General features: G+C 66.4%; 12 protein-coding genes and 1 rRNA gene. 11 read left to right on the top strand and 2 right to left on the bottom strand.

Annotation, left to right across the window (positions count from 1 at the left end; all coding sequences use genetic code 11):
• Window positions 1-101: 101 nt before the first annotated feature.
• The 9 genes from argC to ACPPVQ_RS13850 are packed head-to-tail and all read left to right on the top strand — an operon-like array spanning window position 102 to window position 8,873.
• The gene (argC, locus tag ACPPVQ_RS13890) at window positions 102-1,148 is read left to right on the top strand and encodes an N-acetyl-gamma-glutamyl-phosphate reductase (protein ID WP_426515689.1); all 1,047 of its coding nucleotides are present in this window, start codon (window positions 102-104) and stop codon (window positions 1,146-1,148) included.
• The gene (gene argJ, locus ACPPVQ_RS13885; RefSeq protein WP_426515688.1) at window positions 1,145-2,317 is read left to right on the top strand and encodes a bifunctional glutamate N-acetyltransferase/amino-acid acetyltransferase ArgJ; all 1,173 of its coding nucleotides are present in this window, start codon (window positions 1,145-1,147) and stop codon (window positions 2,315-2,317) included. Before argC ends, argJ begins: the two co-directional genes overlap by 4 nt.
• Before the next feature lie 4 nt (window positions 2,318-2,321).
• On the top strand, window positions 2,322-3,242 hold the full coding sequence (gene argB, locus ACPPVQ_RS13880; protein WP_426515687.1) for an acetylglutamate kinase: 921 nt from the start codon (window positions 2,322-2,324) through the stop codon (window positions 3,240-3,242).
• The gene (locus ACPPVQ_RS13875) at window positions 3,239-4,435 is read left to right on the top strand and encodes an acetylornithine transaminase (RefSeq protein WP_426515686.1); all 1,197 of its coding nucleotides are present in this window, start codon (window positions 3,239-3,241) and stop codon (window positions 4,433-4,435) included. The genes argB and ACPPVQ_RS13875 overlap by 4 nt, the downstream gene beginning before the upstream one ends.
• 39 nt (window positions 4,436-4,474) lie before the next feature.
• Window positions 4,475-5,404, top strand: coding sequence for an ornithine carbamoyltransferase (argF, locus tag ACPPVQ_RS13870; protein WP_426515685.1), 930 nt, complete (start codon window positions 4,475-4,477; stop codon window positions 5,402-5,404).
• A 43-nt stretch (window positions 5,405-5,447) separates the two neighbouring features.
• Window positions 5,448-6,647: an argininosuccinate synthase gene (locus ACPPVQ_RS13865; protein WP_426515684.1), complete on the top strand. Its 1,200-nt coding sequence runs from the start codon at window positions 5,448-5,450 to the stop codon at window positions 6,645-6,647.
• A gap of 6 nt (window positions 6,648-6,653) precedes the next feature.
• Entirely contained in the window at window positions 6,654-8,108 is a 1,455-nt protein-coding gene (gene argH, locus ACPPVQ_RS13860) for an argininosuccinate lyase (protein ID WP_426515683.1), read from the top strand.
• Window positions 8,105-8,239, top strand: coding sequence for a hypothetical protein (locus tag ACPPVQ_RS13855; RefSeq protein WP_426515682.1), 135 nt, complete (start codon window positions 8,105-8,107; stop codon window positions 8,237-8,239). Before argH ends, ACPPVQ_RS13855 begins: the two co-directional genes overlap by 4 nt.
• A gap of 13 nt (window positions 8,240-8,252) precedes the next feature.
• On the top strand, window positions 8,253-8,873 hold the full coding sequence (locus ACPPVQ_RS13850; RefSeq protein WP_426515681.1) for a DNA-3-methyladenine glycosylase: 621 nt from the start codon (window positions 8,253-8,255) through the stop codon (window positions 8,871-8,873).
• Window positions 8,874-8,897: 24 nt separating this feature from the next.
• Here the strand turns inward: ACPPVQ_RS13850 and ACPPVQ_RS13845 are convergent, their stop codons facing one another.
• Together ACPPVQ_RS13845 and ACPPVQ_RS13840 are read right to left on the bottom strand one after the other, a co-directional pair.
• A complete protein-coding gene (locus tag ACPPVQ_RS13845) occupies window positions 8,898-9,497 on the bottom strand; it encodes a hypothetical protein (RefSeq protein ID WP_426515680.1) in 600 nt (199 codons plus the stop codon).
• Entirely contained in the window at window positions 9,497-10,132 is a 636-nt protein-coding gene (locus tag ACPPVQ_RS13840) for a DNA-binding protein (RefSeq protein ID WP_426515679.1), read from the bottom strand. The genes ACPPVQ_RS13845 and ACPPVQ_RS13840 overlap by 1 nt, the downstream gene beginning before the upstream one ends.
• A gap of 137 nt (window positions 10,133-10,269) precedes the next feature.
• On the opposite strand from ACPPVQ_RS13840, the gene tyrS reads away from it, so the two are divergent.
• Both tyrS and ACPPVQ_RS13830 read left to right on the top strand, forming a co-directional pair.
• Complete coding sequence (gene tyrS / locus ACPPVQ_RS13835; RefSeq protein WP_426515678.1) at window positions 10,270-11,571, top strand: tyrosine--tRNA ligase; 1,302 nt, start codon at window positions 10,270-10,272, stop codon at window positions 11,569-11,571.
• A gap of 776 nt (window positions 11,572-12,347) precedes the next feature.
• Window positions 12,348-13,869: ribosomal RNA gene (locus ACPPVQ_RS13830) — 16S ribosomal RNA — on the top strand.
• Window positions 13,870-14,169 lie beyond the last annotated feature (300 nt).

The raw sequence follows: 14,169 nt of genomic DNA, 5'->3' as shown, positions 1-14,169 counted from the left end.
GGCCGACCGCCGAATCTAGGCGACGTCGCGCGACCCTCGAGGGGGCTTCACGTGGGCGCCGCCGTCCTTCTCCCACGTCGTCCACTCAATAAGGTAGAAGCATGACTTTCTCGGTAGCCGTGGCCGGTGCATCCGGCTACGCGGGCGGAGAACTCCTCAGGATCCTGGCAGACCACCCCGATTTCGAGGTGCGCACGGTGACCGCGTTCCAGAATGCCGGCCAGCCCCTGATCGCCCAACAGCCGCACCTCCGTTCGCTCGCCGGGCTCACCCTGGTCGAGACGACCCCGGCGACACTCGCCGGCCACGACGTGGTCTTCCTCGCGCTGCCGCACGGCACGTCGGGCGAACTCACCGCGCACCTCGACCCGGGCACGCTCGTCGTCGACTGCGGTGCAGACCACCGGCTCACCAGCGAGACCGACTGGGCGGCGTTCTACGGCGGCGACTATTTCGGCGCCTGGACGTATGGGGTGCCCGAGCTCCCGCTCGCCGGCGGCGGGCACCAGCGCGAGAACCTTGCCGGGGCGACACGCATCGCGGCGCCCGGCTGCAACGCGAGCGCCGTCTCGCTCGCCATCGCCCCGGGAATCGCAGCGGAGCTCGTCGAGGAGCAGGACATCGTCTCGGTGTTGGCAGTCGGGCCTTCGGGCGCGGGCAGGAGCCTGAAGACGATGTATCTCGCGAGCGAGATCCTCGGCTCGGCCAATCCGTACGCGGTCGGCGGCTCGCATCGGCACATCCCGGAGATCCAGCAGAACCTCCGTCTCGCCGGGGCCGCCAGTCCCACCGTCTCCTTCACACCGGTCCTGGTGCCGATGTCGCGCGGAATCCTCGCAACCGTGACGGCGCGCCTGAAGCCGGACGTCCCGTCCGACGAGGTGCGCGAGGCGTGGGAGAACGCCTATCACGGCGAACCCTTCGTGCAGGTGCTCCCCGACGGTCAGATGCCGCGCACCGCGGACGTGCTCGGTGCGAACACCGCACTCATCGGCCTCGCCGTCGATGAAGCGGTCGGCCGGGTCATCGCGGTGCTCGCGCTCGACAATCTCGTCAAGGGCACGGCCGGTGCCGCCATCCAGTCGGCGAACATCGCCCTGGGCCTGCCGGAGACGACCGGCCTCACCGTGAATGGAGTAGCCCCGTGAGCGTCACCGCAGCATCCGGATTCGCCGCCGCCGGCGTCGTCGCCGGCCTGAAGTCGAGCGGCAAGCGAGACTTCGCCATCGTGCGCAACCTCGGGCCTCTCCAGGCGGCGGCCGCGGTGTTCACCACCAACCGCTGCAAGGCGAACCCGGTGCTGTGGAGTGAGCAGGTCATCTCCGATGGCGTCGTCTCCGCGATCGTGCTCAACTCGGGCGGAGCCAACTGCTACACCGGTGCGGCCGGATTCCAGACGACGCATCAGACCGCTGAGGCGGCAGCCGACCGCCTGGGCGTTTCCTCTGGCGACGTCCTGATCTGCTCCACCGGTCTCATCGGCGAGCAGCTCGACCTCGACCTGCTGAAGGTCGGGGTGTGGGATGCGACGCTCGCCATCGCGTCCGACGGCAGCGACTCCGAGGCGGCCGGCCTCGCCGCCGCCGAAGCGATCATGACGACGGACACGGTTGCCAAGCAGGCCACCATAGCCTCGCCCGACGGCTGGACGGTCGGCGGGATGGCGAAGGGCGCCGGGATGCTCGCGCCGGGTCTCGCGACCATGCTGGTCGTCATCACCACCGACGCGGCCCTGACTTCCGAGCAGCTCGACACAGCGTTGCGATCGGCGACCCGGGTCACCTTCGACCGGCTCGACTCCGACGGCTGCATGTCGACGAACGACACCGTCGCCCTCCTCGGTTCGGGGGCGAGCGGCGTCGAACCGGATGTTGCGGCGTTCACCGAGGCGCTCACCTCCGTGTGCCGGAGCCTCGCCGAGCAGCTGCAGGCCGACGCCGAGGGTGCATCCCACGACATCGCCATCGAGGTCGTCAACGCGGCCTCCGAAGACGACGCGGTCGAGGTCGGCCGGGCCGTCTCCCGCAGCAACCTGTTCAAGGCGGCGATCTTCGGCAACGATCCGAACTGGGGTCGGGTGCTCGCTGCGGTCGGAACGACGAGCGCCGAGTTCGACCCGTACGGGATCGACGTGGCGATCAACGGCGTGCAGATCTGTTCGGCAGGGGAGCCAGACCGGCCGCGCGACCTCGTCGACCTGACCCCGCGCGCCGTTCATGTGCTGATCGACCTGCACGCCGGCCCCGCGACGGCGACGATCCTCACGAACGACCTCACGCACGACTACGTGCACGAAAACAGCGCATATGCGAGCTGACGGCATGGATACGGAGTACGACATCGACGCCCAGGCCGGAACGGTGAGCCACGCCGACGCCACCGAGAAGGCGGCGACCCTCATCGAGTCGCTTCCGTGGCTGAAGCGTTTCCACGACCAGATCATCGTCGTGAAGTTCGGCGGCAACGCGATGGTGAGCCCGGAGCTGCAGCGCGCGTTCGCCGAGGACATGGTCTACCTGCGCTATGCGGGCATCCACCCGGTCGTCGTACACGGCGGCGGACCCCAGATCTCGGCGATGCTCGACCGGCTCGGCATCACCAGCGAGTTCCGCGGCGGTTACCGCGTGACGACACCAGAAGCGATGGACATCGTGCGCATGGTGCTCACCGGTCAGATCAGCCGCGACTTGGTCGGGCACATCAACGAGCACGGTCCGCTCGCCGCGGGCTTGTCCGGCGAGGACGCGGGCCTGTTCACGGGCCGCAGGCGCGGCGCGGTCGTCGACGGCGTCGAGGTCGACCTCGGACTCGTCGGAGATGTGGTCGCGGTCGACCCGGAGGCGGTGCACGCGCAACTGGACGCCGGCCGCATCCCGGTGGTCTCCTCCATCGCCCCCGACATCGACCAGGCGGGGCAGTCACTCAATGTGAACGCCGACGCCGCAGCTGCCGCGCTCGCCGTGGCACTCGGTGCCGCGAAACTGGTGATCCTGACTGACGTGGCCGGCCTCTACAGCGACTGGCCGAACCGGGACTCCCTCGTCTCGAAGATCGACGTCGACGCCCTGCGCGCGCTGCTGCCGGGGCTCGAGTCCGGCATGATCCCGAAGATGACGGCGTGCCTCGATGCCGTCGACGGCGGCGTGGCCAAAGCCGCGATCATCGACGGCCGCATCCCTCATTCCATCCTTCTCGAAGTATTCACGCAGGACGGCATCGGAACGGAGGTGGTGCCGGCATGACGACCGAGACCACAGGCTGGAACCAACGCTTCGGCCACACCATGATGCGCACGCTGGCGACTCCGCAGGTCATGCTGGCCCGCGGCGAGGGCTGTTACGTCTGGGACGTCGAGGGCAACCGCTACCTCGACTTCCTCGCAGGGATCGCGGTGAATTCGCTCGGGCACGCCCACCCGGTGCTGGTGGATGCGGTGAGCACCCAGGTCGCAACACTCGCCCACGTCTCCAACTACTTCGCCACGCCGCCGCAGCTGGAACTCGCCGAACGGCTCACCCGCATCACCGGCGCAGGCGAGCAGGGTCGCGTCTATTTCGGCAACTCCGGCACGGAGGCCAACGAGGCCGCGTTCAAGCTCGCCCGCCTGAATCGCGGATCGGGCCACCGCACCCGCGTGCTCGCCCTGCACAACGCGTTCCACGGTCGCACGATGGGTTCGCTCGCACTGACCGGCAAACCGCAGATGCGCGAGGCCTTCGAGCCGATGCCGTCGGGCGTCGAGCACATCGATTCGACGATCGAGGCGCTGGAAGCGTCGATCAACGACCACGTCGCGGCTCTTTTCGTCGAACCCATCAAGGGGGAGGCGGGCGTTATCGACCTTCCCACCGGGTTCCTCCAGCGTGCACGGGAGCTCACCGAGAAGCACGGCGCCTTGCTGATCATCGACGAGATCCAGACCGGCGTCGGCCGCACGGGCAGGTGGTTCGCCTACGAGCACGCCGGGATCCTCCCCGACGCTGTCACGATCGCCAAGGGGATGGCGGGCGGAATCCCGATCGGCGCGCTGGTCACTTTCGGCCACGCATCGGAGCTCTTCGTCCGCGGCCAGCACGGGAGCACGTTCGGCGGCAACCCGCTGGCGACAGCGGCGGCGAACGCCGTCCTCGGCGAGATCGAGCGTGCCGGCCTCGTACAGAACGCAGCCGTGCGCGGTGAGCAGCTGCGCCACGTGATCCTCGGCTTCGACTCGCCGCTCATCCACGTGCTGCGCGGCCAGGGCCTGCTCGTCGGCATCGGTCTCTCCGAGCCGCACGCACACCGGCTCTCGGATGCGGCACTCGCCGAAGGCCTGATCATCAACGCACCCAACGAGTCGAGCATCCGCATCGCCCCGCCGCTCGTCGTCGGAGACGCCGAGATCGCCGACTTCCGCGAGCGATTCGGCCGCGCCCTCGCGACGATGGCAGCCTGACGTGCTGCCCCACCCATCCGCCCCGAAAGAAAGCGACCCATGACCAGGCACTTCCTTCGTGATGACGACATCACGCCCGCCGAGCAGGCTGAGATTCTCGAGCTGGCTGCCGAAGTGAAGCGCGACCGGTTCAGCGCACGGCCGCTCGCCGGACCGCAGACGGTCGCCGTGATTTTCGACAAGTCCTCGACGCGCACCCGTGTGTCATTCGCCGTCGGCATCGCCGACCTCGGCGGCAGCCCGCTGATCATCAGCACGGCAAACAGCCAGCTCGGCGGAAAAGAGACGCCGTCCGACACGGCACGCGTGCTCGAGCGCATGGTCTCCGCCATCGTCTGGCGCACCTACGGGCAGGCGGGCCTGGAAGAGATGGCTGCCGGAACGACCGTTCCCGTGATCAACGCGCTCTCCGACGACTTCCACCCCTGCCAGCTGCTCGCCGACCTCCTGACGATCAAAGAGAAACGGGGGAGCCTCGCCGGCCTCACGCTGACGTTCCTCGGCGACGGAGCCAGCAACATGGCGCAGTCGTACGTGCTCGCGTGTGCGACGGCGGGCATCCACGTGCGCATCGCGTCGCCTGCGGCGTACGCGCCGGCGGCGCAGGTCGTGGCGGATGCCGACCGGATCGCGCAGGCGACCGGCGGCTCCGTGACCCTGTTCACCGACCCGCGCGAAGCCGTCGCCGGCGTCGACGTCGTCGTCACCGACACGTGGGTCTCGATGGGCAAGGAGGACGAGAAAGCCGAGCGCCTGTCGGTGTTCGGCTCCTATCGCGTCGACTCAGACCTCATGGCGCTGGCGAAGCCCGACGCGTTGTTCATGCACTGCCTGCCGGCCGACCGCGGCTACGAGGTCACGGCCGATGTCATCGACGGACCGCAGAGCGTCATCTGGGACGAGGCGGAGAACCGCCTGCACGCCCAGAAGGCGCTGCTCGTCTGGCTGCTCGCCCGGAACGCGGCCTGAGGGCCGACCCCATACACTCGAACTGGATCATTGAAGGAGAACCATGGCTGAACGCGTTGTGCTCGCATACTCGGGCGGACTCGACACCTCGGTCGGCATCGGCTGGCTGAAGGATGCGACCGGCAAGGAGGTCGTCGCACTCGCCGTCGACGTCGGCCAGGGCGGCGAGGACATGGAGGCGATCCGCCAGCGCGCGCTCGACTGCGGCGCCGTCGAAGCTGTCGTCGTCGACGCGAAGGACGAGTTCGCGAACGATTACCTCATGCCCGCCCTCAAGGCGAACGCCCTCTACCAGAAGCGCTACCCGCTGGTGTCGGCGCTCAGCCGTCCGGTGATCGCCAAGCACCTCGCCGAGACCGCGAAGGCGCTCGGCGCCGACAGCGTCGCGCACGGCTGCACCGGCAAGGGCAACGACCAGGTGCGCTTCGAGGCCGCGGTGGCAGCCCTCGCCCCCGACCTGACTTCGCTCGCGCCGGTGCGCGACTTCGCACTGACCCGCGACAAGGCGATCGTCTACGCGGCCGAGCACAACCTGCCGATCGAGCAATCGAAGAAGAGCCCGTACTCGATCGACCAGAACGTGTGGGGTCGCGCGGTCGAGACCGGCTTCCTCGAAGACCCGTGGAACGCGCCGATCGAAGACCTGTACACCTACTCCGAAGACCCGGCCGTGCCGCGGGAAGCGGTCGAGGTCGTCATCAGCTTCTCCGAAGGCGTCCCGGTCGCCATCGACGGCAAGCCGGTCACCCCTCTCGAAGCCGTGCAGTTGATGAATGGGGTCGCGGGCGGCCAGGGCGTCGGTCGCATCGACATCGTCGAGGACCGCCTTGTCGGCATCAAGAGCCGCGAGGTGTACGAGTCCCCGGCCGGCATCGCCCTCATCGCCGCGCACGAAGAACTCGAGAACATGACCGTGGAACGCGACGTCGCCCGCTACAAGCGCGGCGTCGAAGCGAAGTGGGCCGAACTGGTCTACGACGGCCTGTGGTTCTCCGGCCTCAAGCGGGCGCTGGATGTCTTCATCGACGAGACGCAGCGTCACGTGACCGGCGACATCCGCCTCAAGCTCCACGCGGGTACCGCCGTGGTGACGGGTCGGCGCAGCGGCGAGAGCCTCTACGACTTCAACCTGGCGACCTACGACACCGGCGACACCTTCGACCAGTCCCTCGCGAAGGGCTTCATCGAGCTGTGGTCCCTGCCGAGCAAGATCTCGGCCCGCCGCGACCTCGCCGGCCAGTAGGGCATCGTGTCGAAGCACGATTCGGAGAACCGCGCGGGCGAGGCAGGCGCGTTGTGGGGCGCCCGGTTCGCCGGCGGCCCGTCGCCGGAGCTGGCCGCGCTCAGTAAGTCGACCCATTTCGACTGGCAGCTCGCGGCCTACGACATCGCGGGGTCGCGTGCGCACGCCACAGTGCTCGCAGCCGCGGGTTACCTGACCGATGACGAACTCGGGGCCATGCTCGCAGCCCTCGACCAGCTGGACAGCGCCGTGGCCTCCGGGGAGTTCGTGGCCGACGACGCCGACGAGGACGTGCATTCTGCACTGGAGCGCGGGCTGATCGATCGTGCGGGGCCCGAGCTCGGCGGCAAGCTCCGCGCTGGCCGCAGCCGCAACGACCAGATCGCGACGCTCGTCCGCCTGTACCTGCGCGACCACGCGGGTGTCATCGCCGAGCAGCTGATCGCGCTCATCGACGCGATCGCCTCGCAGGCGGACGCGCATCCGGCCGCCATCCTCCCTGGGCGGACCCACCTGCAGCACGCGCAGCCGGTGCTGCTCGCGCATCACCTGCTGGCGCACTGCTGGCCGCTCGTGCGTGACCTCGAGCGACTGTCCGACTGGGACAAGCGGGCGAACGTCTCGCCGTACGGGTCCGGTGCGCTCGCCGGCTCGACCCTGGGTCTCGACGCGAAGCTGGTCGCCTCCGAGCTGGGCTTCGCGCACAGCGTGGAGAACTCGATCGACGGAACGGCGAGCCGCGACGTGGTCGCCGAGTTCGCCTTCGTGACAGCCCAGATCGGCATCGACCTCTCGCGGTTCGCCGAGGAGATCATCATCTGGAACACGCGCGAGTTCGGCTTCGTCACCCTCGACGACTCCTACTCGACCGGGTCGTCGATCATGCCCCAGAAGAAGAATCCAGACATCGCGGAGCTCACGCGCGGAAAGGCGGGCCGGCTGATCGGCAACCTCACCGGGCTCCTGACGACGCTCAAGGGATTGCCGCTCGCATACAACCGCGACCTCCAGGAGGACAAGGAGCCGGTCTTCGATTCGGTGACCACCCTCGAGGTGGTGCTGCCCGCGTTCACCGGGATGGTGGCGACGATGCGGTTCCATACCGAGCGCATGGCCGAGCTCGCGCCGCAGGGGTTCTCGCTTGCGACGGATGTGGCCGAGTGGCTGGTGAAGCGCCGGGTTCCCTTCCGTGACGCCCACGAGATCACGGGAAGCCTGGTCAAGTACGCAGAAGACCGGGGGCTGGAACTCGCCGAGGTCGACGACGCCGGGCTCGCCGCAGTGTCACCCCTGCTGACTCCCGACGTGCGCGACATCCTCACCATCCAGGGGTCGGTGGCGAGCCGTGACGGCGTCGGCGGCACCGCCCCGGATCGCGTGCGCGAACAGCTCGCTGCGCTCACGGAACGGGTGCGTATGCTCACCTCGGCTTTCGCCGCCGCGAGAAGGAACCTGACATGACCGGTCCTGCCCGGCGCGAGAAGCGCACCCCGAAGTATCCGTGGATCATCCCCACGATCGCGATCGTGGCCGCCGTGGTCGTCGTCACCGGGCTGGTGATCGTGGCGGTGAACGGCTGGCGGATGTTCTGATGGCGGGCTGCCGGTGGTAGCGGGTGCCCTCACGACCCCACCCAGGGAGTTCTTCGCGGCCTCGGCACTCGAGGTCGGTCCGCGTCTGCTCGGCGCCGTGCTGACGCATGAGACCGCTGAGGGTGTCGTCGCCCTGCGCATCACCGAAGTCGAGGCCTACGTCGGCGACGGCGTCGACCCCGGGTCGCATGCCTTCCGCGGTCGCACCCGGCGCAACGGGGTGATGTATGGGCCGCCCGGTCACCTGTACACGTATTTCACCTATGGCATGCACGTCTGCGCGAACGTCGTATGCTCGCCCGACGGCATCGCGTCGGCCGTGCTGCTTCGCGGGGGCGAGGTCGTCGAGGGGGAGAGCCTCGCACGCGAGCGCCGCGGGCCGTCCGTTCCGGTCAGGGACCTGGCCCGGGGTCCGGCCCGCCTGGTCGTAGCGATGGGCATCTCGCTCGACGACGGCGGTGCCGACCTGCTGGAGCCGCCGTTCGGCCTGCAGCTGGCCGAGCATCCTGTCGCGGCGGCCAGCGGGCCACGGACCGGTGTGAGCGGCGCCGGCGGCGGCCTCGAGTTCCCGTGGCGCTACTGGATCGCCGGCGATCCGACCGTGTCGCCGTACCGCAGGCATCCGAAGGCCTGAGGGTTCTGCGCCGCAGGAGCGGCTTCAGGCGATCGCGAGCCGGAAGACCCCGGCGCAGACACACGCCCAGATCAGGCTGACCAGGGTGCCGATGATGAACCGCTCGCGCGCTTCGGCCGCTTCGAGCTCGGTGAACCGTCCGACGCCCTTGATCGCGATGAGCACCGCGATGGCTTCGGGGAATCCCGCCATGATCGCGCCGGCGGTCGCGAACCGCTCGAGGTAGCCGATGAACGTTCCGCCGCGCAGCACCTCACGGGTACCTCCGTACGGGTTGTCCGCGGTCGCCCGCTCGCCGATGACGATGCCGCCGTGTGTGCCGGCCGTCACGCTGCCCCGGGAGGCGAGCGCAAGCACCAGCTGTGCAGCGGGGCCGCCGCCGACGACGCTGAGCGCCAGCACCGTGATGCCGAGCAGGACTTTGGCGACGGGCGGCGCTTCCGGGCCTGGCACGGCCACTGCGACGAACGCCACAGCGAGGGCGACCGCAGAGATGTAGACGAGGGCGCGTCGCGGGTGCCGCAGCGTGAATGCGGCACAGACCAGGCTCGTGATCACCATGACGAGCACACCGGCCCAGAAGGCGACCGGTCCGAGGGCGATCAGCAGGTTGAGGTAGGGCATTATTCCTGAGGATCCGTTCGTGTGTTCGCTCTGTCGACGTTCTCCAACAGCCTAGTGAGGGCCGGCAGCGCCGCGAGCTCAGGACGCACCGCGGCGGCGCGGGCGCGCGAGCTGGCCGACGGGGCGGCGATGCCCAGCCGCGCTGCCGCATCCGCCTGGGTGAGACCGGCGGCGACGAGGTCGTACAACTCCCAGCCGGGCGGCGTGCGGCGCTCACGGATGACGAGGGCCAGGTTGACCAGCGCCTCCGCGTCTGCGGCACCCGGCCATCCGTCGTTGTTCCGTCCGCTCGTGGCTTCGACGGCGAACCGGGTGGCTGCCTTTTTGGCGCGGCCGACCGCTTCGCGGGCCGCGACGAACGCGTCGCCGCTGGCCTCGCGCGTCTCGGCCGGCAGGGGGAGCCGAACGGAGCCGACTCCGAGCCCGACGCTCCACGCGCCGTCGCGGGTGAGGTCGAGGACGATCGCCAGCGCGGTGCCGGCGTCGTCGGTGAGCACCTGGAGTTCGTCGCCCGCGTTTCGGTCTACGGGGAGCACGAGCTGGTCGGCGTGCGCGTCGTTCAGGCGGCTCAGGGTGCTGCCGACGATGTCTGCGCGCGACCGGCTGTCCACCTGGTCAGCGGTGATGACGAACATCCGCTCTCCTCCTACTTAGGTCCCAGAGTCTAACTTATTCCACATTAGACTCTCAAGCCTAACTATTAAGCAGATAGGTCCTGGGGTCTTATCCGTCGACGTGAATCGCCCCGAATGGCGCTGCTACTGTGAATCTCGTGTCAGACTCGGCCATCCTCAGCGCGCAAGCCAACGATCCGACCTTCGACGATCTGTGGGAGGAACTCGTCTGGCGCGGCCTGGTGCATGTCTCGACTGATCCGGACGCGCTGAAACAGTTGCTGAATGGTGAACCGATCACCTACTACTGCGGTTTCGATCCCACCGCGCCCAGCCTGCACCTCGGCAACCTGGTGCAACTGCTGCTGATGCGGCGGCTCCAGCTCGCCGGGCACCGGCCGCTCGCACTCGTCGGCGGATCGACAGGCCTCATCGGCGATCCGCGGCCCACCGCAGAACGCACCCTCAACACGAGGGAGACCGTCGCCGAATGGGTCGGCTACCTGGAGCAACAGGTCTCGCGGTTCCTCAGCTTCGAAGGGGACAGCCCGGCGCGGCTGGTCAACAACCTCGACTGGACGGCGCCGCTCTCGGCGATCGACTTCCTGCGCGAGATCGGCAAGCACTACCGGGTCGGAACGATGCTGAAAAAGGATGCCGTGGCCGCGCGCCTCAACTCCGACGAGGGCATCAGCTACACGGAGTTCAGCTACCAGATCCTCCAGGGCCTCGACTACCTCGAGCTGTTCCGCACGTACGGCTGCATCCTGCAGACCGGGGGCAGCGACCAGTGGGGCAACCTCACCAGCGGAACGGACCTCATCCGACGCGTCGAGCATGTGGCCGCCCATGCGATCGGCACACCACTCATCACGAACAGCGACGGAACCAAGTTCGGCAAGAGCGAGGGCAATGCGATCTGGCTCGACCCGAACCTCACGAGCCCATACGCCCTGTACCAGTTCTGGGTCAACACCGACGACTCCGACGTCATCGACCGGCTGAAAGTCTTCACCTTCCTGACCCGCGTGGAGATCGAACGACTCGAAGTGGCCGTCAGGGACGAGCCGTTCCGGCGTGAGGCGCAACGCCGGCTGGCCTACGAGGTGACGAGTCTCGTCCACGGACCGGCGGCGACGGATGCAGCCATCGCGGCGGCCGAGGCGCTGTTCGGCCGCGGGGAGCTGACGGAACTGGATGCCGTGACACTCGAGAGCGCGCTTCGGGAACTGCCCAACACCACGACGGCGCCGACTGTCACCGTCGCCCAGGTACTGGTCGACACAGGACTCACCGCGAGCCTCGGTGAGGCCCGGCGAGCGATCGCCCAGGGCGGCGTGTACGTGAACAACGACAAAGTGGCGGATGGCGACGCCCCGCTCAGCACGTCCCTGCTGGCCGGCCGCATGGCGGTTCTCCGTCGCGGCAAGAAGACCCTCGCCGGCGTCTTCCTCGAGTAGTACCGGTTCCCCGCTTCGACAGTGGCGCGTATCGGCTTCGGCCGGTCCGCGCCTTCGTCGTTTCCGGGCTGGTCCCGGAGCTGTCGGCCGGGGCGTTCCTGAGGTGAACCTGAGGGGGTATCCGATGCGCGCTCGGCTCGAAAGCCGGCATCAGGGGGCAGAGATCCGCGTGATTCCGCGGAAGTGAGCGGTGGCGCGGGGGAGCGGAACCCGCCGACACGCCCGGGCTGCATCCCAGATTTGCACGCCCCCGGGGACCTGCGTAAAGTACTTACTTGTCACCCCAAAGGTGCGGGAAGCGGAAGAGCTTCTCGGCCTCAAGCGGGACCAATCCTAAGCATAAAACAAGGCTCCTCTTGAAGGAGTTTGTCTTAGCGCATAGGATGGAAAACCCACTCACTGAGCAGGTCTAACTGGCTCGGATCGTGTGAAACGGTTGTGTCCGAATACGGATCACCGGAATAACGCGAAACGGCCGATTTGACAAAGCGAATGAGAGTGGTAAGGTAGAGAAGTTGCCCCAAAGAGAAGGCCGAGAGGCTGAAAATTGGGAGCGTCCGATCCTTGAGAACTCAACAGCGTGCACAATGTCAAATGCCAAAAACCTCGACTCGTAGCTTCGGCTACGTGAGAGATTCCTTTGGAAACAGATTAAACAACAAAGCAAGTCAGTAATGATTTGTTCTGTCAGTTTCAAACTTGCAGCGTGGTTCACCCATTCCGGTGGCCCGCAGCACTAGATGTGCCGAAGCGCTTGCGCTTCGAGCAATCAAACATTTATGGAGAGTTTGATCCTGGCTCAGGACGAACGCTGGCGGCGTGCTTAACACATGCAAGTCGAACGGTGAAAGAGGAGCTTGCTCCTCTGGATCAGTGGCGAACGGGTGAGTAACACGTGAGTAACCTGCCCTTGACTCTGGGATAACCTCGGGAAACCGAAGCTAATACCGGATACGACCCTCGGAGGCATCTCCAGGGGGTGGAAAGAATTTCGGTCAAGGATGGACTCGCGGCCTATCAGGTAGTTGGTGAGGTAACGGCTCACCAAGCCGACGACGGGTAGCCGGCCTGAGAGGGTGACCGGCCACACTGGGACTGAGACACGGCCCAGACTCCTACGGGAGGCAGCAGTGGGGAATATTGCACAATGGGCGCAAGCCTGATGCAGCAACGCCGCGTGAGGGACGACGGCCTTCGGGTTGTAAACCTCTTTTAGTAGGGAAGAAGCGAAAGTGACGGTACCTGCAGAAAAAGCACCGGCTAACTACGTGCCAGCAGCCGCGGTAATACGTAGGGTGCAAGCGTTGTCCGGAATTATTGGGCGTAAAGAGCTCGTAGGCGGTTTGTCGCGTCTGCTGTGAAAACCCGAGGCTCAACCTCGGGCCTGCAGTGGGTACGGGCAAACTAGAGTGCGGTAGGGGAGAATGGAATTCCTGGTGTAGCGGTGGAATGCGCAGATATCAGGAGGAACACCGATGGCGAAGGCAGTTCTCTGGGCCGTAACTGACGCTGAGGAGCGAAAGCGTGGGGAGCGAACAGGATTAGATACCCTGGTAGTCCACGCCGTAAACGTTGGGCGCTAGATGTGGGGACCATTCCACGGTTTCCGTGTCGCAGCTAACGCATTAAGCGCCCCGCCTGGGGAGTACGGCCGCAAGGCTAAAACTCAAAGGAATTGACGGGGGCCCGCACAAGCGGCGGAGCATGCGGATTAATTCGATGCAACGCGAAGAACCTTACCAAGGCTTGACATATACCGGAAACGGCTGGAAACAGTCGCCCCGCAAGGTCGGTATACAGGTGGTGCATGGTTGTCGTCAGCTCGTGTCGTGAGATGTTGGGTTAAGTCCCGCAACGAGCGCAACCCTCGTTCTATGTTGCCAGCACGTAATGGTGGGAACTCATAGGAGACTGCCGGGGTCAACTCGGAGGAAGGTGGGGATGACGTCAAATCATCATGCCCCTTATGTCTTGGGCTTCACGCATGCTACAATGGCCGGTACAAAGGGCTGCAATACCGTAAGGTGGAGCGAATCCCAAAAAGCCGGTCTCAGTTCGGATTGAGGTCTGCAACTCGACCTCATGAAGTCGGAGTCGCTAGTAATCGCAGATCAGCAACGCTGCGGTGAATACGTTCCCGGGCCTTGTACACACCGCCCGTCAAGTCATGAAAGTCGGTAACACCCGAAGCCGGTGGCCTAACCCTTGTGGAAGGAGCCGTCGAAGGTGGGATCGGTGATTAGGACTAAGTCGTAACAAGGTAGCCGTACCGGAAGGTGCGGCTGGATCACCTCCTTTCTAAGGAGCATCTGGCACTCCTCGGAGTGTCCAGGCGCCAGATCTGAACAAACGTTTCAGCTGGTTGCTCATGGGTGGAACATTGACATTGGTGCGGAGCCGAACGGCTCGAAGTCAGTACGCTCTTCGGAGAAGGAACACTTTGAACCTGGAAGCACCGCACATGCACGCTGTTGGGTCCTGAGGGACCGGACCTCATCCGCTTGGATGAGAACCTGGACCTCTGGACCTTTTCTTGCGCTCATAACTCGAGTCGCAGAAAAGGTACCGCCCGTACTTTGAGAACTACACAGTGGACGC

Source organism: Leifsonia sp. McL0618 (assembly GCF_049994905.1).
Classification (GTDB): Bacteria; Actinomycetota; Actinomycetes; order Actinomycetales; family Microbacteriaceae; genus Diaminobutyricibacter.
Note: the sequence above shows the minus strand (reverse complement) of the source record. Positions and strands in the feature narration are given on the sequence as shown.